The organism is Lactococcus formosensis, assembly GCF_018403745.1.
Lineage (GTDB): Bacteria > Bacillota > Bacilli > Lactobacillales > Streptococcaceae > Lactococcus > Lactococcus formosensis.
This window is the reverse complement of the sequence record NZ_BOVP01000002.1, coordinates 189,910-210,507: the sequence shown is the minus strand read 5'-3', so window position 1 is coordinate 210,507 and position 20,598 is coordinate 189,910. Positions and strand designations below refer to the sequence as shown.

Here is a 20,598-nt window from a genome sequence, read left to right as displayed (position 1 = left end):
TTTTTAAATTTATAAGCCAAAAAGTTTTACAGTAACAAAAAAGAGCTGATTTGTATAAATCAGCCTTTTGCTATTTTTTTGGAAAGAGGAGAAAAAATGACAAAAATGATTGTAGGGCTGGGAAATCCTGGCGAAAAATATGAGAAAACCAAACATAATATGGGCTTTATGGCTATTGATTTACTTGCAAAAGAATATGGTGTAAACTTTAGTATGGAAAAAACCTTTATGGCCGAAGTTGCTTCTACTTTCGTTAATGGAGAAAAAGTTTTTCTAGTAAAACCGCAAACCTTTATGAATGAATCAGGACGTGCGATTCAACCCTTATTGACTTACTATAATCTGGATACAAAAGATTTGACTGTTATTGTTGACGATATGGATTCGGCTGTCGGACGCGTGAGACTACGTCAAAAAGGTTCTTCCGGTGGTCAACGAGGTATTAAATCAACAATCACTCATCTAGGGACAGAACAATTCAATCGAGTGAAAATTGGGATTGGACGTCCAGAACATGGAAAAACAGTAGTTGCACACGTCTTATCTAAATTTGATAAAGAAAATGTAGAAATTGCACAAGATGGCATAAATAAGGCTGTAGAAGCAGTGAAATTTTATATTGAATCAAATGATTTTTCTCAAGCAATGAATAAATTTAACGGACAATGAAAATAAACGAATTTTTTGATCAAAACCATGATTTACAGTCATGGCAGAGAAGTTTTGCAAAAGCAGAGCGTACGCTTTTAACCGGTCTTTCCGGAACTGCTCAGGCGATGGTTATGGCTAATGCTTATGAGAACAATCCAGATAAGTACGTGATTGTCACTGATAATCAATACCACGCCAATGAACTTTATGATGAACTGACTCATCTTGTTGAAGACGAGAGGGTTTACCAATTTTTTTCAGATGACAATGTTTATGCTGAGTTTGCGATAGCAAGTAAAGACCGGACAGCATATCGTCTTGAAGCTCTAAATTTCCTGCTTGATGCACAGCAAACAGGCTTTTTAGTTGTTCCTTTCATGGCTTTACGTTCGATCTTGCCCCAGCCTGATAATTTCCAAGAAAACTATCTTCTCTTGGCTCAAGGCGATGAGTTTGACATGGAAAACCTACTCGCTATTTTAACTAGTGCAGGTTATGAAAAGACACAGCGCGTGATGGTACCAGGAGAATTTTCACAACGTGGCGACATCGTGGATATTTACCCACTAGATGCAGCTCAACCCTTAAGGTTAGAATTTTTTGGCGATGAAGTAGATACGATTCGTACTTTCGACAGTGAAACACAACGTTCTCTCAAAAATATGGATCAGATAGAAATATATCCAGCGAGCGACTTTATTTTAATGCCCTGGGAATTTGATCAAGGTGTAAAAAAATTAATTGCTCAACTAGAAAATGTATCAGATCCTACAGCGCAATCTTATTTTGAAGAAGTTATTGCAGCAGCAGAAAATCATTACTATCATAAAGATTTGCGCAAGTTTGCAGAATATTTTTATGAAAAACCTGCCTCTCTTTTAAATTATTTTCCGAAAAATATTCAAATTTTCATTGATGATTTTCAGAAAATTAACGAAGCAAACAATAAAACAGAACAAGAACTTGCAGAATTTATCGTTTCTGAAAAAAGTATGGGCCGTTCTTTTGAGGGGCAAAGCTATCTTTTAGATGTTATTTCTAAGTTACGTTCTCACAAACCAGCAAGTTTTTTCTCCAATTTTCAAAAAGGTTTAGGTAATATAAAGTTTGATGCTTTATATAATTTTAATCAACATTCAATGCAACAGTTTTTCGGACAAATGGAACTTTTTTATACAGAAGTTGACAGGTTTGTAAAACAAGGGTTTACAGTTGTCCTAGCTGTATCTTCAGAGAAACTACGCACGGAGCTTCAAAAATTTGATTTAGAGCTTCAGGTTGTATCTACTGAAGAAATTCAAAAAGAAAAAGTAAACCTTCTGAATTTAACACTTAACAATGGTTTTAATTTTATTGATGAGAAACTTGTTGTTATTACTGAGTCAGAAATTTTTGGTAAAGCGCGGAAGAAAAAAACACGTCGCTTAAATATTACCAATGCGGAACGCCTAAAAGATTATAATGAACTTGAAGTTGGAGACTACGTTGTCCATAAAAATCACGGGATTGGGAAATACCTAGGGATTCAAACCATTGAAGTATCAGGCATGCACCGTGATTACTTGACGATTCAATATCAGAATGGTGATACAATCTCGGTTCCAGTGGACCATCTGAATCTATTAAGTAAATACTCGGCGGCGGAGGGGAAAACCCCCAAGATAAATAAGCTTAATGATGGTCGTTGGCGTAAAACTATGTCGACTGTAAGCAAGCAAGTCGAAGATATTTCTGAAGACCTGATCAAGCTCTATTCGGCAAGACAAGCTTTAAAAGGTCATGCTTTTTCTTTGGATGATGTTAACCAGGAAGAATTTGACAATGGCTTTGCCTACCCAGAAACTGCAGACCAGATGCGCTCAATCAATGAGATTAAAAAAGATATGGAACTTGAACGTCCGATGGATCGACTATTGGTTGGAGATGTAGGCTTTGGGAAAACTGAGGTTGCAATGCGCGCCGCCTTTAAGGCAATGAATGATAGTAAACAGGTGGCTGTTTTAGTACCAACCACAGTTTTAGCGGAACAACACTATAATAACTTTATGGAGCGCTTTGTAAACTTTGGTGTAAACATTGCCGTTTTGAGCCGTTTCCAAACTAAGGCGCAACAAACAGAGATTTTGGATAAGTTAAAGAAAGGGCGCGTGGACTTAATCATCGGTACCCATCGTCTTTTATCTAAGGATGTCGAATTTCTTGACTTGGGCTTAATGATTATTGACGAGGAACAGCGCTTTGGTGTCAAACACAAGGAACGCTTGAAAGAGTTAAAAACACAAGTTGATGTTTTGACGCTTACGGCAACACCGATACCAAGAACTTTACATATGTCGATGTTAGGTATTCGTGATTTATCAGTCATTGAAACGCCTCCAACAAACCGTTATCCTGTCCAAACATATGTAATGGAAACGAATTATGGTGTGGTGCGGGACGCTGTACTTCGAGAGATTTCACGAGGTGGACAGGTTTACTACATTCACAATAGAGTAGATAGTATTGAGCAAAAAGTTTCACAACTGGAAGAGCTGATACCTGAGGCAAGAATTGGTTACATTCATGGACAAATGACAGAAATTCAATTAGAAAATACCCTCATGGATTTTATCAATAATGAATATGATGTCTTAGTGGCGACGACGATTATTGAAACAGGCGTCGATATTCCAAATGCCAACACGCTTTTTATTGAAAATGCCGATATGATGGGATTATCGCAACTGTATCAATTAAGAGGTCGAGTAGGACGAAGTAATCGGGTGGCTTATGCTTACTTTATGTATAAACCAGAAAAAATCTTATCTGAAGTTTCAGAAAAACGTTTGGAAGCAATCAAGGGATTTACGGAACTAGGCTCAGGCTTTAAAATTGCAATGCGCGATCTTTCAATTCGGGGTGCAGGAAATTTGCTGGGCGCAGAACAATCTGGCTTTATAGATTCGGTCGGTTTTGAGCTTTATTCGCAACTACTTGAAGAAGCAGTCCATAAACGCATGGGCGGCGATAAGGTAAAAACCAAGACCAATGCGGAAATTATTCTTGGTTTAGATGCCTTTATCCCAAGCTACTATATTGGTGATGAAAGACAAAAAATTGAGATTTATAAACGTATTCGTCAAGTAGATACTCGGAAAAACTATGAGGAATTACAAGATGAGATGATGGACCGTTTTGGAGAATATCCTGATGAGGTTGCTTACCTATTAGAAATTGGTTTATTGAAAACATTTGCAGATAATGCTCTCGTTGAAAAAATTGAAAAAAATAAATTTGATGTCTTACTGACAATGGCAAAATCAGCCAATACTATGTATGATCCACAAGAGTATTTTGAGGCTTTGTCTGAAACGACCTTAAAAGCAAGTGTTGGTGAGAAGCTAGGAAAAATGACATTTCGCTTTAAAATTGAAAATCGAAAAGATGTTGTTCTCCTCCGTGAAATCATGAATTTTACTGAGAAACTTTCAGAATTACGAGATAAGCACGAAAAAGAATAATGTTTCATATGAAACATTATTCTTTTTTAGAGAAGTCTTTTAAATACAGACTTTGCTGACTCTAAAAATAATTTCAAGTGATTTTTCAAAAGTCTTGAAGTGTGTTATAATAACGACTATGAGATTAGATAAATTTTTAAAGGTTTCTCGTCTGATAAAACGTCGTCCAGTCGCTAAAGAAGTTGCAGATAAGGGACGGATTAAAATCAATGGGAAAATAGCGAAATCTTCAAGTGATGTTAAGTTTGATGATGTTATTGAAATTCGTTTTGGGAATAAGATTGTGGAAGTGAGTGTCTTAGAGCTTAAGGAATTCACGCGTAAAGAAGATGCAGAAAAAATGTATAAAATTTTGAGTGAAACACGAATTACTGCAGATACTGAACTTTGATTCAGTATAAATTTTTCGGAGGAAAAATGGACAAACAAATTATTCATTTGAAAAATGATTATACGAATGCTAAAAAAATGGAAAGAATACCAAATCCTCTCCCTCGACGGAAACATTTAGGTATTATTTTGATTGGAGCAATGTTGCTATTTAGCTTAGCAACCATCAGCGTTGTTCAGTCTTATCAAAATTTGCAAAAACAAATTGCAATGGAAGCCCAAGCAGCACAGAAAAATGCAGCATTGGACCATGATTTAGCGCTCAAAAGTTCAGATATTAGTAAACTCAAAGATCCTACTTTCTTAGCAAAATATGCGCGTGCTAAATTAGATGATTCACAGGAAAATGAGAAAGTCTTTAGCATTCCAGAACTTGTCAATGGTGGGATAGAGCCGTGATTGGAAAAATAAAATCAATCAGTAAATTTGGACTTTTTGTCCTTTTTTCTGATTCAAAAACAGGTCTTTTACGGTGGTCGAATATACCTAAAAGACAGATAAAATTTAAAGCAGGCGATCTTATTGGTGTGGAAGTTTTGAAGGAACGTGAAGATGGTAAGGTAGAGCTTTCTTTTATCGACAAAGATTTTAAAGAAACTTTTGGGAGTTTTTTGGAAGAAACTGAAGATCGGCTAAGAGATTTAAAAACAAAAAACGGGAACCTTAGAAGCTTATGACGACAAAAGATGGAAACTTGAATGATGGACGTGCTGTATATTATCAAGGAAAACGTATCGATGATTTTACGGCAGAGCCAGTTTTTGCACGTACTTTAAAATATATTCAACGCTATTACGAGTTGCAAAACGAAAAAGCAGATCATATGTATGATGATAACGGTGTTCAGCGTCCTGTAATGTTTCTTCCAACTAAAAGAATTGATGATTTTGCAAAAAAACGTAAGATTTATGAGGATATTTCGCGTGAAAGCTTCGGTATGCTAGGTCGTACCCCTGATTTCATTGACACAGGCATTGCTATTCTTGATTATTATGCTGATATTCTTGGAGCAGATCAACGTGCGAACTATGTAGAAAATGCTAAAAAATGGGGAAAAGGAGTTAAGGATAAGGACTTGTTCGTTTCTCATGCCATTCAGAATCCTCAGGTAGATCGTTCGAAAAGTTTGCATACCTTGCTTGAAGAGGGGCACGAGTTCGTAGCAGTTTGGATCAAAGAAGAGCGCGCAGATGGTGTTCTTGTTCGCGGTGCAAAACAGGTCAATACTTTGGCACCTTTAGCTGATGAATTAATGGTCTTTAATTTGCCAGGACTTTCAGCTGAAGATAAAAAGTTTGCCCTGGCTTTTTCTGTTCCTTTAGCTACTGAAGGTGTAAAGATTGTATGCCGTAAATCAACAATGCGAGAGGAATTTTCTCTTAAAGATTATCCTCTTTCAGGAGCTTTTGATGAAATGGATGCCTTCATTATTTTTGATGATGTTTTTATCCCTAATGAACGACTTTTTGTTTGTGGTGATGTTGAGATGTCAAATGCATTTTTCGAAGGATCTGGATTCTTTGTACATACAGCACATCAAGATGAAGTACGTGGATATGTGAAATTAGAATTTGTAACAGGATTAGCTGTACGCTTAGCTGAAAAATTAGGCTTGACTGAGTTTTTACGGGTACAAGAGATTCTAGGAACCCTAACAGTAAATTTAGAAATGATCAAATCTAGTATTCTAGCGAGCGAATATACTGCTCATATGGAAAATGGAGTCTTAGCACCAAATATGCAAGTTTTACTTGCCGTTCGTGCAAGCTTAACAAAGTATTATGACGAGGCCCTTCGGGCCATTGCCGAATTTGCTAGTGGCTCAATCGTTGGTGTGCCAGATTTTCGTGCATTTGAAAATTCCGACATTGCTGACCTTTTGAAAGCAAGCATGAGTAGCCCATTGATTCATGCTGAGGAACGTGCACTTCTGCTTAATCTAGCTTGGGATATAACTGGCGAATCTTTTGGACAACGCCAAAGAACTTATGAATTTCTGCACGGTGGTAATCCAATGTGGATTAAGAATATGCACTGGAAAAATGCAGACTTAAGTAAAGCATATGATATGATTGATAAGGTTTTAGAAAATGCAAAAGCTAAAAAATAAAATTAATATAGCTGTTTGGTTGGTGATGATTATAATGCTCATACCAGCCTTTTTTATCTTGCCGCAGAAGAGTCAAGAGGCAAGCCCTGATTCCAAAGTAAAAAGCTTAACAAAAAGTAAGGAAAATTATTATACCAATATACCTTCTCGGGCCGTAACGCTTACCAGTGTTATAGCTTATAAAGATGCAGCTATGACTCAAAAAGTTGGAGAAATTCCTAGGCAGAATCAGCTTGAAATTATAAATTTAAAAGAAAATGTGTTTGAATTATCTAATCATACATTTATCAAGGCAGATCCTACAATGATAGGTTCGGATGTTGTACTGAGCAAAGAGGAGCAAAAGATAGCTGTTTATACAGCAAGTTCAACTGATGTTTATTATAGCCCGTTTACGACATATGACAAGGAAGTTTACACAAAACTTTCTGGAGGTCAAAAGCTTCTTACAAATCAGGTTGCCAAGACCAACTGGGGAACTTATTATGAGGTTAACTTTAACGGTGGACAAACAGGATGGATTAGCAAAGATAACTTGAAGTTTGAAGACCCAAAGATGCTGAAAGCTCAAGAAATGTTGAAGCAAAAATATGACGATTCAAAGTATTCTATTTATGTTAAACAATTAAATAACTCGTTTACAACAGGTGTAAACCAAAATCAAAAGATGTACGCAGCAAGCTTATCAAAACTTCCAATATTATATTGGACGCAAAAACGTTTAAATGAAGGTCAAGCAACTTTAAGCGATAAGCTGCAATATAGTAATGCAATCAATACATTTAAAGGAGCATTCGAAGCGGGTGGAACAGGAACGCTCCCGGTTATGGCTAATAATAAAGTTTATTCCTTATCAGAAGTTATTGATCGGACAGCTAAAAACTCTGATAATGTGGGAAGTAATCTTTTAGCTTACTACGAAACAGGACAATTTTCTCCGGATTTTCTAACTGGGATTACCAAAATTGCAGGCGGAGTCTGGGATCCGGTTGAGCGAGAAGCCTCAGCTGAAATGGCTGGAAGAGTACTCGAAGCTCTTTATAATGAAGGGGGTTACTCTTTCAATGCTCTATTTGATACCCAATTTGACGATATAAAAATTCAGGCGGGACTGCCTAAAAATGTTCGTGTCGCCCATAAAATTGGTGCTGCTGATGCTTACAATCATGATGCAGCAATCGTCTTTACAAATGAACCTTATATTTTAGTTGTGGAAACAAAAGGAGGCAGTGACAAAATCATTTCACAAATTTCCAAAGATGTTTATGAGGTGCTAAAATGAATAGATTTTTAAAATTGGTTCAGCAAAAGGAATTCTTTAAATACCATAAACGAGTTTTAGTTGCCTTATCAGGTGGAAAAGACTCAATGACGCTCTTCAATTGGCTTTACACTTATCGAGAGGAGCTTGAGATTGAACTGTTTGCAGCTCATGTAAACTATGGTTTACGTGATGTGGCAAATTGGGAAGAAGAGCAACTTAAGCAGAAAATGGCAACATTGCATATTGAGTTTGAAGTTGCTCATTATGCAGGTGAGAAATTCAGCGAAGAGGATGGCAGACGTATGCGTTATGATTTTTTTAGAGAAGTCATGACAAACAAAAAGTGTACCGCTTTAGTTACAGCTCATCATAAGGGAGATCAAGTTGAAACAGTTCTTATGCGTGAAATAACAGGTCGGCGTTTACGCCATTTGACAGGAATCCCTGAACGTCAGTCTTTTGGCCCTGGTGAATTAATTCGTCCTCTACTACTTTTTAATAAAGCAGATTTTGATGCGGAAGAATATTTTGAGGATGTGACAAATGCAGGAACGGACTACTTACGTAATCGTGTACGTAATCGATATATACCGGCTCTCACACAGGAAAACCCTAGGTTTTCAGAGGCTATTATAGATATGTCGGAAGAAATTAACTTGGCTTTTTCAGTTATTAAAGATAAGATAGCAGAGTTAGAAATTATTAAGGACGAAATCAGTCTCAAAATCTTCCTCAGGCAATCCAGGGCCTTGCAACATTTTATCCTCCAAGATTATCTAGAAAAATTTCCTGACCTGCAAGTTTCCAAAGCAAAATTTTCGGAACTTTTATGGATTATTGAGCGTCCGCAGCAATATCGTTCGGAGTTGTCAGGTGACTATTGTTTTGTGAAAAACGATAAGCATTTCATGATTGTTCCAAATAAGCCTATACCTCAAAAAGAACTCGAAATAAAGAAGGAGGATCCGGAAGATGCAAGTTTTATGCGTGTTGATCTTCCGATGGCAGGTGAAATTGAAATAAGGCAGCGACAGCCAGGAGATTATATTTTAATTAATGGACATCATAAGAAATTGCGGAAATTTTTTATTGAGCAACATGTTCCGCTAGAAAAACGGGAAAATCTTTTAATTTTAGTTGAGAAAGATATCTATGCCATCACTGATCTAACTGTTTCAGATTTGAGTAAAGCCCTTAAAAATGATAAAATGAAAAGGACGCTGTGGGTTAAGCCCACTATAAGAGAGGATATTGATAATGCTTGAAAAAGACATAAAAAAAGTACTCATTTCAGAAGAAGAAATCCAGACTAAAACGATTGAACTTGGAAAAATTCTTGCTGATGAATATAAAGACAAAAATCCATTACTTCTGGGTATTTTACGTGGCTCAGTTCCCTTCCTTGCGGAGTTAGTTAAACGTATGGATATCCAATTGGAAATGGATTTCATGACTGTTTCAAGCTATCATGGTGGAACAGAGTCTTCAGGCGAAGTAAAATTGCTTCTTGATGTAGCAACTCCTGTAACAGGACGAGAAATTATTATTGTTGAAGATATCATCGATACTGGTCGTACTTTGAAATATCTGAAAGAGCTTCTTGAACACCGTGGCGCAACAGTTAAAATTGTAACGCTTTTGGATAAACCAGAAGGACGTGTTGTTGAAATTGATGCAGATTATACTGGATTTACTATTCCTAATGAATTTGTTGTCGGTTTCGGTCTTGACTTTGATAACCATTATCGTAACCTCCCATACGTTGGTGTATTGAAAGAAGAAGTCTATAACAAATAAGAAAATCATACCAAAGTATGAAAATTGCTCATGATAGGGCTTACTAATAGCAAAAGATACGTAAGTATGCTATAACTAAGAGATAAAAAAATAAAAGGCAAAGAAGAAAATATGAACAATCCAAATCCTAACAACAACAAAAACGGAGGCTTTATTAAAAGCACTCTAGGTTGGGTCTTGCTTGTAATCGTCATTGTTTTCGGTATTAATGCTTTCTTTAGTGGCAATCAATCCAACGTTGATAAAATCAGCTATTCTACATTGATGAGTGACATTAAAGATGGCAATATTAAATCACTGAAAATGCAGCCTAGTGATAGTCTGTTTACAGTTTCTGGCGAATACAAGGATCCTAAACCTGTAGAAGGTAACAATAACCTTCCATTTTTACCAGGCAACAATTCTAAAGTAACAAATTTCCAATCACTTATTATCCCTACAGATAGTGTTATTAAAGGTGTCCAAACAGCAGCAGAGGAAAAAGGAATCCAAGTGAGTGTCGTTCCAGCTTCAACAAGCGGCATGTGGATTCAAATCCTTTCATACATCTTACCAATGCTTCTTATGGTTGGCTTCTTCTGGTTGATGATGGGTGGAATGGGCTCACGTGGCGGCGGTGGTGCCGGCAACCCAATGAGCTTTGGTAAATCACGAGCTAAACAACAAGATGCTAAAACTTCAAAAGTTCGTTTTGCAGACGTTGCAGGATCAGAAGAAGAAAAACAAGAACTTGTCGAAGTTGTTGATTTCCTCAAAAATCCTAAGAAATATCATGATCTAGGTGCACGTATCCCTGCGGGTGTCCTTTTAGAGGGCCCTCCAGGTACAGGTAAAACTTTACTTGCAAAAGCTGTTGCCGGTGAAGCTGGCGTACCATTCTATTCTATTTCAGGTTCCGACTTTGTCGAAATGTTCGTCGGTGTCGGTGCTAGCCGTGTACGTGACCTTTTTGAAAATGCGAAGAAGACAGCACCTTCAATCATTTTTATTGATGAGATTGATGCTGTTGGTCGTCAACGTGGCGCTGGTCTTGGCGGTGGTAATGACGAACGAGAACAAACGCTTAACCAGCTCTTGGTTGAGATGGATGGTTTCCAAGATAATGATAACTCTGTTATTGTTATTGCAGCGACAAACCGTTCAGACGTTCTGGATCCAGCCTTGTTACGTCCAGGACGTTTCGACCGTAAAGTACTTGTTGGCGCTCCTGACGTTAAAGGACGTGAAGCTGTACTCCGCGTTCATGCGAAAAATAAACCGCTTGATTCAAGTGTTGACCTTAAAGTTGTTGCTCAACAAACCCCTGGTTTTGTTGGAGCTGATCTTGAAAATGTCCTCAATGAAGCTGCTCTCGTGGCTGCTCGTCGTGATAAAAAAGTTATCGATGCCTCAGATATTGATGAAGCACAAGACCGTGTTATTGCAGGACCAGCTAAGAAAGATAAGAAAATCTCTGAGCGTGAACGCGAAATGGTGGCTTACCATGAAGCAGGACATACTATTGTTGGTTTAGTGCTTTCAAATGCTAATACTGTCCATAAAGTTACTATTGTTCCTCGTGGCCGCGCTGGTGGATACATGATTGCTCTTCCTAAGGAAGATCAATTCCTCCTTTCAAAAGAAGATATGCAAGAAAACCTTGCAGGTCTTATGGGTGGTCGTGCAGCTGAACAAATCATCTTTAACGCTATCACTACTGGTGCTTCAAATGACTTTGAACAAGCAACACGTATTGCGCGTGGCATGGTTACTCAATATGGTATGTCTGAAAGACTGGGTACTATCAGTTACGAAGGCAGTCAAGCTGTATTTATCGGTCGTGACTACGGACAAACAAAAACTTATTCAGAAGCTACAGCACAAGCTATTGATGAAGAAATTCGTGCAATCACGAAAGAAGCTTACGATAAAGCTGTTGAGATTATCGAAGCTCACCGTGAACAACATAAAGCTATTGCACTTGCCCTTCTTAAATACGAAACATTGGATGCTAAACAAATCATGTCTCTTTATAAGACAGGAAAAATGCCAGATGATGTTATCGAACACGAAAATGAGCCTGTAGAAGCAAAATCTTTTGAGGAAGTCCTTGAAGATGCAAATAAAGCTCAAGAAGAAGCAGCTAATGAGAATAAAGAAGAAAAAACAGTCGAATAAGACTGTTTTTTCTAAACTCGGATATTTTTAAACTGAATATTCGAGTTTTTCTTTGACAAAAATGAAAAATATGGTATACTAATATAGTTGTCACTTAACAGGTTCTATCTAAACACGAATTTAAAAGAAATTTTTTTGAAAAAACGACAGCTTATTCTTGACATATTTCTAAATTAGTGTATAATAGAAAAGTACTGTTCGAGAGGGCAGCGCAATAATAAGATGGTCCGTTGGTCAAGGGGTTAAGACACCGCCTTTTCACGGCGGTAACACGGGTTCGAATCCCGTACGGACTATTTTTGGAGGATTACCCAAGTCCGGCTGAAGGGAACGGTCTTGAAAACCGTCAGGCGGGTAAAACCGTGCGTGGGTTCGAATCCCACATCCTCCTTTTTATTATCGCGGGATGGAGCAGCTAGGTAGCTCGTCGGGCTCATAACCCGAAGGTCGTAGGTTCAAATCCTGCTCCCGCAATTAATTGTTGAATTACATTTTTGGCTCGGTAGCTCAGTTGGTAGAGCAATGGATTGAAGCTCCATGTGTCGGCGGTTCGATTCCGTCTCGCGCCATTTGCGGGTGTAGTTTAGTGGTAAAACCTCAGCCTTCCAAGCTGATGTTGTGAGTTCGATTCTCATCACCCGCTTTGTTTTTCATAAAGATATGAAAAACGTTTTCAAATATGAGGGAGCATAGCTCAGTTGGTTAGAGCACTGTGTTGATAACGCAGGGGTCCGAGGTTCAAATCCTCGTGTTCCCATATTTGGTATTCATTGCATAGGAGATACACCTGTTCCCATGTCGAACACAGAAGTTAAGTCCTATAACGCCGGAAGTAGTTGGGGGTTGCCCCCTGTGAGATAAGGTAGATGCCAAGTATTGCGGATTAGCTCAGTTGGTAGTAGCGCATGACTGTTAATCATGATGTCGTCAGTTCGAGTCTGACATCCGCAGTCCCAAGACAATCTAAGGGTTGTCTTTTTTTATTTTATAGACTAATGATGAAACCGCTAACTCTTTTACTTGAAAAAGAGTTAGGAACATGTTAGTATATGTATATAGAAAAGCACTGGAATGTGCGAGTTTACTCAAATTTTTGACCGACTATATTTGTATTGCATAGGGGTTCAAGAGACATTCGATAGCGTTAAGACTCTGAATAAAGTAAGAGCAGCTGATCTGAAGCGAGAACACCCACCTGGCTTCTTGGCGGGTTCAATACTGGAGTAAGCATACGGCATTCAATCAGTGTTTTTTTGTATTTGTAAATATTTGCTTATAACTAAATTATTTTCGTGGTATTGTTATTTATTGCCTTAAAAGGCTACAAAACGCTGTTTGAGGCTTTTATAAAAGTTTTATGTCCTTTTTTATTATGGTGTAAAAGAAAGGCTAAAATAAGCTTATATGGAGCTTTTAGGATTGGATGAAATAAATACAAAAATTCTTGCATTTTTGCCTGAAAGTGCTATACTAATAAAGTAAGTTATTACATGTGAATAGCCTCCTTAGCTCAGTTGGTAGAGCAGTAGACTCTTAATCTATGGGTCGCAGGTTCGAGCCCTGCAGGGGGCACTATAAAGTAAACAGTCTCATCTTTAGTATGAGACTGTTTTTATATCGAATTAAGATGATAAAGGATGTTGAAGCCATTTTAATAATAGTAACATTATCTTTCTTATCTGTGTAACAGCCTTAGCTGTAGGTGCAATAGGATAAGTCTCTTGACAAAGATAGACCTCTGCCTTTACAATATAAGAATGAAGAGTGTTGAAACCCGCGGGCTCGTCCTGTATACTAAAAATTATCGTGAAAAGGATAAGTTGGTCAAGATTTTTACCGAGTCTTTTGGTAAACGCATGTTTTTTGTTAAAAATTTTGCACGCTCTAAATATGCCAGCAGCTTACAAAACTTTACAAGTGCAAGTTTGATGGGAACAATCAATGATGAAGGCTTTTCTTTTGTGGATGATGTGAGTGATACTATTACTTACAAGCATATCAGCGAGGATATCTTTCTCAATGCTCATGCTTCTTATATCATTAGTCTGGCTGATGCAGCTATACCTGATAATCAGTATGATCCTTCTCTCTACGCTTTTCTAATTAAGTGTTTGGATTTGCTTGATGAGGGTTTCGATAAAGAAATTGTTACCAATATTTTTGAATTACAGGTCTTAAGTCGTTTTGGTGTCAGTCTGAATTGTGCTGAGTGTGCGTTTTGCCATAGTAAGCAAGGTCCTTTTGACTATTCCTATAAATTCAATGCCTGTCTTTGTAAGCAACATTTTGATGAAGATATGCGTCGCTTACATCTGGATCCAAACGTTCTTTATTTGATCAATCTCTTTCAGGAAATATCTTTAGATCAACTCGAAAAAATATCTGTTAAAAGAGAGATGAAAGAAAAGATACGTTTATTTATTGATGGTATCTACGATGAGTATGTCGGTATTCATTTGAAATCAAAGAAGTTTTTAGATGGAATGAAAGATTGGGCCGACATAATGAAAGAATAAAAAAAGCATTCAGATGAATGCTTTTTTTATTCTTTTAAACGTGGATAGGTAATCCATCAGCGATTTCAGCTGTATCCATGATTGCTTCACCAAGTGTTGGGTGAGGCTGGATAGTCAATGAAATATCTTTTGAAGTCAAACCGTTTTCGATTGCAAGAGCAAGGCCTGAAATCAAGTCAGAAGCTCCAGGACCAACGATTTGTGCACCAATAACGGCACCTTCCTTGTTCTCTGTGATCAAACGGATGAAACCTGTTGTATCGTCCATTGAGATAGCACGACCGTTAGCTGCAAATGGGAATTTGCTGATTTTAACTTGATCCATACGATCTTTTACAGATTCAGGTGTTTCACCTACAGTAGCTAACTCTGTTGTTGTATAAGCAACAGCAGGAAGAGCGATATGCAAGTCAACAGCGTCTTCTCCGCCCGCAATGGCAGCAGCAGCAATCTTCGCTTGGAATGATGCTTTGTGTGCGAGCATTGGTCCAGGAACAACGTCACCGATAGCATAAATGTGTGGTACAGAGGTTTGGAACGAATCGTCGACTTCGATAAGGCCACGATCTGTCAACTTAACGTCAGTATTGTTAAGACCTAACATATCTGTGTTTGGACGACGACCTACTGATACGAGCAAGTAGTCACCAGTAACTGTTTGTTCTTTACCATCTACTTCGAAAGTTAAAGTAACATCTGTATCTGTTTGAGTCGCAGATTTTGCCATAGCAGAAGTGAAGATTTCTGAACCAGCAGTTTTTACACGGTTAGCAATGATATCTGACATTTCTTTGTCGAAACCATTCAAGATGTGGTCTAATCCTTCAACGATAGTGATTTTAGAACCTAACATACGGTAAGCACCACCAAGTTCAGAACCGATAACACCACCACCAACGATGATAAGGTGTTTAGGAATTTCCTTAAGGTTAAGCGCACCTGTGGAGTCAATAATGCGTCCACCGTAAGGGAAGCTTGGGATTTCAATTGGACGTGAACCTGTCGCAATAATCGCGTTTTGGAAGTTCAAGAGTTGGAAACCGTCTTCTTGTTCTACGTTGATTGTTTCATTATCAAGGAATTCAGCTGTACCTTTGATGAGCTCAATTTTATGCTTTTTAAGAAGCATTGCGATACCGCCAGTAAGTTGTTTAACAACTTTATCATCTTTCCACGCTTGAGCAGCTGTCCAGTCAAGATTTACTTCACCGTTAGAAAGACCAAATGGGCTTTTTCCTGCTTCTTGCTTAAGGGCGTCTTGATAGTGGTGACCCACGTTAATCAAGGCTTTTGAAGGGATACAACCAATATTAAGGCAGACCCCACCGACATTATCTTTTTCGATAACAACAACTTTTTTACCGAGTTCAGCCGCACGGATAGCCGCAACGTAACCGCCAGGGCCTGATCCGATGACAACTGTATCCACTTCAGTGGCTTGTGCACCAACAACCATAATTATTCTTTCCTCTTTTCTTCTTAAACTTCCATGAGCATGTAGGCTGGATCAGCCAAAAGACTCTTAAGATAGTTCAATGAACCTTGTCCGAGCATACCATCGATGAGACGATGGTCATAGCTTACAGAAAGCTTCATGTTTTGACCAACAGCTAATTCGCCTTCAGCGTTAACGATAGGTTCTTTAACGATTGAACCAAGACCGAGAATCATAACGTCAGAACCATTGATGATTGGTGTGAACCAAGTACCGCGGGCAGAACCAATATTTGAGATTGTGATTGTTGAGCCACGCATTTGGTCTGGCTTGATAGATCCTGTACGTACTGCTTCAGCAAGTTCAGAAATTTCTTTAGCAATAGTAAAGATTGATTTCTTATCAGCATTTTTAATCACAGGTACATAAAGTCCGCTTGGCGCATTTACGGCGATACCGATGTTTACATCGTTGTGGTAAACAATATCTGTACCATCGATAGAAGCGTTAATTTCTGGGAATTTCTTAGCTGTAGCAGCCAAGGCTTTAGTCACGTAAGCAAGGTAAGTGAGTTTAACGTCTTGTTTAGCCGCAATTTCTTTGTACTCTTTACGGTGAGCAACAAGTTTAGAGACTTCCACTTGGTCAAAGTTAGTAACCGCAGGGATATTTGCATTTTGTGTACTCATCGCGTTTGAGATAGCTTTACGCGTTGGTGTCATTGGCTCACGACGATCACCTTCAGCTGCTTGTACAGGAGCTGGAGCTGGTTTAGGAGCAGCAGGTTTAGCTGTATCAGCCTTAGGAGCTGGCTTAGCTTCCGCAGGAGCAGCGGCGCCAGAAGCAAAGGCTTTGACATCTGCCAATGTTGTGTGACCGTGACGTCCTGTAGATTGGACTTGAGTCAAATCAATACCGTGTTCACGCGCATAGTGACGTACAGATGGCATCGCAAGAACGCGACCGTCTGCAGTAGTACGTGTTGTAGCACCACCTTCAGTTTTTGGAGCAGCAGGTGCTGCATCGGCAGTTGCTGTTGGAGCTGCTTGAGGAGCTGAAGTAGGGGCGGCTGTAGAACCATTACCGTTATATTCGATAAGTGGAGCGCCAACTTCAACAGTTGTTCCAGCTTCAACAAAGAGTTTTGTAACTTTACCAGAGTAAGGAGACAAGATTTCTTGCATCAATTTGTCGTTTTGCACTTCAGCCACAGGATCGTCTTCTTTGACATCGTCACCAACTTTTACAAGCCAGTTAGCGATGTCACCTTCGTGCATACCTTCACCGATATCAGGCATGGTAAAGATTTGAGCCTCACCTGAAGGAGCTTCAGAAGAAGCAGCGGGTGCCGCTTCAGCAGTATCAGCTTCACTTGAGCCATCTCCATCGTATTCGATAAGCGGAGCACCCACCTCAACAGTGGTTCCGGCTTCAACGAAAAGTTTTGTTACAGTACCAGAGTAAGGAGACAAGATTTCTTGCATCAATTTGTCGTTTTGTACTTCGGCTACGGGATCGTCTTCTTTAACGACATCTCCGACTTTTACAAGCCAGTTAGCAATGTCACCTTCGTGCATGCCTTCGCCGATATCAGGCATTTTAAAAATTTCAGTCATAATCTACTACCTCTTTCACTTTTTTCACAATATCGTCTGCTTTAATTGCCCAGTCATTTTCGGCTTGAGCAAATGGGAAGATAGAATCTGGCCCAGCTACACGGCCGATAGGTGCTTTAAGTGACAGAACGAAACGTTCTGAAATTTCTGCCATAACGTTAGCAGCAATACCAGCTGTACGTTGAGCTTCTTGAACGACAACAACACGTCCAGTTTTTTCAACTGTTTCCCCGATTGATTTGATGTCAAGTGGTGAAACGGTACGCAAATCAAGAACTTCAGCGCTAACACCATCTTTTTCGAGTTGTTCAGCTGCCTTGATAGCTAAAGGAACTGTCCCACCGTAAGCGATAATCGAAACGTCTGAACCTTCTTTAGCAACAACGGCTTGGTCCAAAGGCGTTGTGTAGTAACCTTCTGGAACTTCGCCCTTAACAGAACGGTAAAGGTGTAAGTTTTCAAGGTACATTACAGGGTCGTTGTTTTCAATGGCTGCCAAAAGGAGACCTTTAGCATCAGCCGGGTTTGAAGGCATAACAACACGGAGTCCAGGAATTTGAGCAAAGAGCCCTTCGATAGAGTCTGCGTGCATTTCAGGTGTTTTTGTACCGATACCATAAGGTGTACGGATAACGATTGGGTTATGACGTGTGTTGTTAAAACGGTAACGTGTACGTGACATTTGTCCAGCAATAGAGTCAAAAACTTCATAAACAAATGTACCAAATTGGATTTCCATAACAGGGCGGAAGCCTTGAGTTGAAAGACCAATTGCTAAACCACCGATACCAGATTCAGCCAAAGGTGTGTTGAAAACGCGGTCTTCCCCATGTTTAGCTTGGAGTCCGTCAGTTGCACGGAATACCCCACCATTTTGTCCAACGTCTTCCCCGAAGATCAATGTGTTTTCGTCACGTTCAAGCGCCAAGTCAAGCGCTTCTGTGATTGCTGCAATATAAGTTTTTACTGCCATGTTTACTTGCCCTCACTTTCAAATTTTGCAATTTGTTCTGCCATTACTTGGCTAGGTACTTCAAGTGTATTTTTCAAGAAGCTTGAGATTTTTTGTTTTTCAACATTATTTGCTTTCTTGATGTCTGCATCGATACGAGCATCGAGTTCAGCGATATAAGCTTCTTCTTGAGCATCATCCCAGATACCTTTTTCAGTCAAGTAAGTACGCATACGGAGCAATGGTTCTTTTGCCCACCAAGCATCAAGTCCTTCTTGGCTACGGTAACGAAGTGGATCATCACCAGCTGTTGAGTGAGGTTCCAAACGGTTAGTAAGAGCTTCAATAACTACAGGTCCATTACCAGCGACAGCCCAAGCACGAGCTTCTTTAGCTGCTAAGTACATAGCGATTGCGTCGTTACCATCGACAACGATAGATGGTGCACCAGCTGCCCAACCTTTAGCTGCTAAGTGAGGTGCTGCTGTTTGGAGTTCACGTGGTGTTGAGATCGCATAACCATTATTTTGAATAAAGGCAACAAGTGGTGCTTTGTAAGCAGAAGCAAAGTTGATACCTTCGTAAGTATCACCTTGAGATGAACCACCATCACCAGTATAAACAAAGGCAACGGCATCTTTTTTGCGTTTTTTAAGACCCAAAGCTACACCAGCTGCTTCAACGTATTGAGCACCAATGATGATTTGTGGGAACCAAGATTTTACTTCCGCACCTTCGTCTGTAGTGTATTCATTACCAAGTTGGTGTCCACGAGACCAGAGGAGACCTTTCCAGATTGGCCAACCTTTAGCGTAAATTTGTGGCAAATCGCGGTAACCTGGGAAGAGCCAGTCTTCATCAGTGAATGCAAAAGCAGAAGCCATTTGAGAAGCTTCTTGGCCAGCAGTTGGTCCAAAGAATCCCATACGGCCTTGTTTAGCAAGCTTCATGCAACGGATGTCGATTTGACGACTAAGAAGCATATTTTTAAAGAGTTCTACTAAATCTTGATCTGAAAGATCGGCACGCTTGAGGCCTTCTTCGTCAACGATTTTTCCGTTTTCGTCTAAGATTTGGAGCGTCGGAAATGCGCTATCTTGTAATTCTAATTGTTCTTTGAAATCGAGGATTTTTGTGCTGTTTGACATAAATATCTCCCTTTCTTCTTCATTCTTGTTTTTTAAACCAATTCATCAGCTCTAAAAAGCTGTGAAAGTTCGCTGTTTTCAATTGTTCCAAAATACTGACCTGATTTGTTTTTTTCTAAAACATTATAGACAGCATCTGGGTTAAACGGAAGACCGATAAAATCTTGTTTGATATCACGCCAGTCACGGACACCAAGGAAATCCCCCAAGAAGTTAATATCAGTAATCAGACCATTATCAACGTCAACTTGGATATCGATTGACCCGCCAGTAAATTTGGCATGATTGTTGAAACTGAATTTAGGACTTTCACCATAATTCCAATCCCAGGTTGAAAATTGTTCATCACGTGCAGCTTTTATACCCGCGAGCTGCTCATCGTTCAGAACATATTCACCATCTTTACCTTGGTCCGTCAAATAGTATTTGAGGGCATCGATAAAAGTATCTAAGTTTAAGTCAGGTGCAAAGTCTTTAATGTTTCCGACACGTGCGCGAACAGATTTAGCAGCTTTAGAGACAAACTTTTCGTCAGAGACATTCAGGGAGCGAATCATCGCCTCCACATCGGTATCCCAAAGTAAAGTACCATGGTGCATAAGATAGCCACCAGCATAACGTTGGGCGTTTCCTGAAACTTTTTTACCCGAAATTTCTAAATCATTTCTTCCAGTAATTTCGGCTTCAATACCAAGGGAACGAAGTGCATCATACATGGGTTTCACGAATTGATGAAAGTTGACCTGGGCTGAACTGGCTACGGGAACAAAAAATGTAAAACAAATATTTCCTTCATCATGATAGACAGCACCACCACCAGATACGCGACGTACAACTTGTACATCATGTTGATCAATATAATCTTGGTTTATCTCAGCAAAAGTATTTTGGTTACGTCCAACGATAACAGCGCGCTTGTTTTGCCAAAGGGAAAAGACAGGCTCGTCTGCTTTCAAATTGTTTAATAACCAAGAATCCATCGCAATGTTAGTATAGGCATCCTGCCCGAGATAATTGATATATTGCATAGATTCTCCTTCCATTAAAAATATATGTCAAATG

The 20,598-nt window shown here is 39.1% G+C and carries 16 protein-coding genes, 8 tRNA genes and 1 rRNA gene; 20 read left to right on the top strand and 5 right to left on the bottom strand.

Annotation, left to right across the window (positions count from 1 at the left end; all coding sequences use genetic code 11):
• Positions 1-96: 96 nt before the first annotated feature.
• The 20 genes from pth to recO all read left to right on the top strand — a co-directional run bounded on the left by pth (position 97) and on the right by recO (position 14,385).
• On the top strand, positions 97-669 hold the full coding sequence (pth, locus tag KJS37_RS03400; protein WP_213495900.1) for an aminoacyl-tRNA hydrolase: 573 nt from the start codon (positions 97-99) through the stop codon (positions 667-669).
• On the top strand, positions 666-4,151 hold the full coding sequence (mfd, locus tag KJS37_RS03395; RefSeq protein WP_213495898.1) for a transcription-repair coupling factor: 3,486 nt from the start codon (positions 666-668) through the stop codon (positions 4,149-4,151). Before pth ends, mfd begins: the two co-directional genes overlap by 4 nt.
• Before the next feature lie 118 nt (positions 4,152-4,269).
• Positions 4,270-4,542, top strand: coding sequence for an RNA-binding S4 domain-containing protein (locus KJS37_RS03390; protein WP_017370095.1), 273 nt, complete (start codon positions 4,270-4,272; stop codon positions 4,540-4,542).
• Positions 4,543-4,568: 26 nt separating this feature from the next.
• Positions 4,569-4,940, top strand: coding sequence for an FtsB family cell division protein (locus KJS37_RS03385; protein WP_017370096.1), 372 nt, complete (start codon positions 4,569-4,571; stop codon positions 4,938-4,940).
• Positions 4,937-5,218 (top strand): S1 RNA-binding domain-containing protein, encoded by a 282-nt coding sequence (locus KJS37_RS03380; protein WP_017370097.1) that lies wholly within the window; start codon positions 4,937-4,939, stop codon positions 5,216-5,218. Before KJS37_RS03385 ends, KJS37_RS03380 begins: the two co-directional genes overlap by 4 nt.
• Positions 5,215-6,651, top strand: a complete 1,437-nt coding sequence (locus KJS37_RS03375; protein ID WP_213495896.1) for a 4-hydroxyphenylacetate 3-hydroxylase N-terminal domain-containing protein — start codon at positions 5,215-5,217, stop codon at positions 6,649-6,651. Before KJS37_RS03380 ends, KJS37_RS03375 begins: the two co-directional genes overlap by 4 nt.
• A complete protein-coding gene (locus KJS37_RS03370; RefSeq protein ID WP_213495894.1) occupies positions 6,632-7,933 on the top strand; it encodes a serine hydrolase in 1,302 nt (433 codons plus the stop codon). The genes KJS37_RS03375 and KJS37_RS03370 overlap by 20 nt, the downstream gene beginning before the upstream one ends.
• Entirely contained in the window at positions 7,930-9,180 is a 1,251-nt protein-coding gene (gene tilS / locus KJS37_RS03365; protein WP_096368895.1) for a tRNA lysidine(34) synthetase TilS, read from the top strand. Before KJS37_RS03370 ends, tilS begins: the two co-directional genes overlap by 4 nt.
• Positions 9,173-9,712 carry a hypoxanthine phosphoribosyltransferase gene (gene hpt, locus KJS37_RS03360; protein ID WP_017370101.1) on the top strand — a complete coding sequence of 180 codons (540 nt, stop codon included), beginning with the start codon at positions 9,173-9,175 and terminating at the stop codon, positions 9,710-9,712. Before tilS ends, hpt begins: the two co-directional genes overlap by 8 nt.
• A 111-nt stretch (positions 9,713-9,823) precedes the next feature.
• Positions 9,824-11,869 (top strand): ATP-dependent zinc metalloprotease FtsH, encoded by a 2,046-nt coding sequence (gene ftsH, locus KJS37_RS03355; RefSeq protein WP_017370102.1) that lies wholly within the window; start codon positions 9,824-9,826, stop codon positions 11,867-11,869.
• Positions 11,870-12,093: 224 nt separating this feature from the next.
• Positions 12,094-12,165 (top strand) — tRNA-Glu (locus tag KJS37_RS03350).
• A 5-nt stretch (positions 12,166-12,170) separates the two neighbouring features.
• A tRNA-Ser gene (locus tag KJS37_RS03345) sits at positions 12,171-12,260 on the top strand.
• A 9-nt stretch (positions 12,261-12,269) separates the two neighbouring features.
• A tRNA-Met gene (locus KJS37_RS03340) sits at positions 12,270-12,343 on the top strand.
• Between the two features lie 22 nt (positions 12,344-12,365).
• A tRNA-Phe gene (locus tag KJS37_RS03335) sits at positions 12,366-12,438 on the top strand.
• A gap of 3 nt (positions 12,439-12,441) precedes the next feature.
• Positions 12,442-12,512, top strand: a tRNA-Gly gene (locus KJS37_RS03330).
• Between the two features lie 40 nt (positions 12,513-12,552).
• A tRNA-Ile gene (locus KJS37_RS03325) sits at positions 12,553-12,626 on the top strand.
• 2 nt (positions 12,627-12,628) lie between these two features.
• Positions 12,629-12,744, top strand: a 5S ribosomal RNA gene (gene rrf, locus KJS37_RS03320).
• 2 nt (positions 12,745-12,746) lie between these two features.
• A tRNA-Asn gene (locus KJS37_RS03315) sits at positions 12,747-12,820 on the top strand.
• Between the two features lie 548 nt (positions 12,821-13,368).
• Positions 13,369-13,441, top strand: a tRNA-Lys gene (locus KJS37_RS03310).
• A 185-nt stretch (positions 13,442-13,626) separates the two neighbouring features.
• Positions 13,627-14,385: a DNA repair protein RecO gene (gene recO / locus KJS37_RS03305; RefSeq protein WP_165711725.1), complete on the top strand. Its 759-nt coding sequence runs from the start codon at positions 13,627-13,629 to the stop codon at positions 14,383-14,385.
• A gap of 34 nt (positions 14,386-14,419) precedes the next feature.
• On the opposite strand, the gene lpdA is transcribed toward recO, so the two are convergent.
• Genes lpdA through lplA form a run of 5 tightly spaced genes read right to left on the bottom strand, consistent with a single transcriptional unit; the run spans position 14,420 to position 20,564 of the window.
• Entirely contained in the window at positions 14,420-15,841 is a 1,422-nt protein-coding gene (lpdA, locus tag KJS37_RS03300; protein WP_017370377.1) for a dihydrolipoyl dehydrogenase, read from the bottom strand.
• 23 nt (positions 15,842-15,864) lie between these two features.
• The gene (locus KJS37_RS03295) at positions 15,865-17,436 is read right to left on the bottom strand and encodes a 2-oxo acid dehydrogenase subunit E2 (protein ID WP_213495892.1); all 1,572 of its coding nucleotides are present in this window, start codon (positions 17,434-17,436) and stop codon (positions 15,865-15,867) included.
• Positions 17,429-18,409, bottom strand: a complete 981-nt coding sequence (locus KJS37_RS03290; RefSeq protein ID WP_096368871.1) for an alpha-ketoacid dehydrogenase subunit beta — start codon at positions 18,407-18,409, stop codon at positions 17,429-17,431. Before KJS37_RS03290 ends, KJS37_RS03295 begins: the two co-directional genes overlap by 8 nt.
• A gap of 2 nt (positions 18,410-18,411) precedes the next feature.
• On the bottom strand, positions 18,412-19,536 hold the full coding sequence (locus KJS37_RS03285; protein ID WP_003133590.1) for a thiamine pyrophosphate-dependent dehydrogenase E1 component subunit alpha: 1,125 nt from the start codon (positions 19,534-19,536) through the stop codon (positions 18,412-18,414).
• 32 nt (positions 19,537-19,568) lie between these two features.
• On the bottom strand, positions 19,569-20,564 hold the full coding sequence (gene lplA / locus KJS37_RS03280; protein WP_213495890.1) for a lipoate--protein ligase: 996 nt from the start codon (positions 20,562-20,564) through the stop codon (positions 19,569-19,571).
• Between the last annotated feature and the right edge of the window lie 34 nt (positions 20,565-20,598).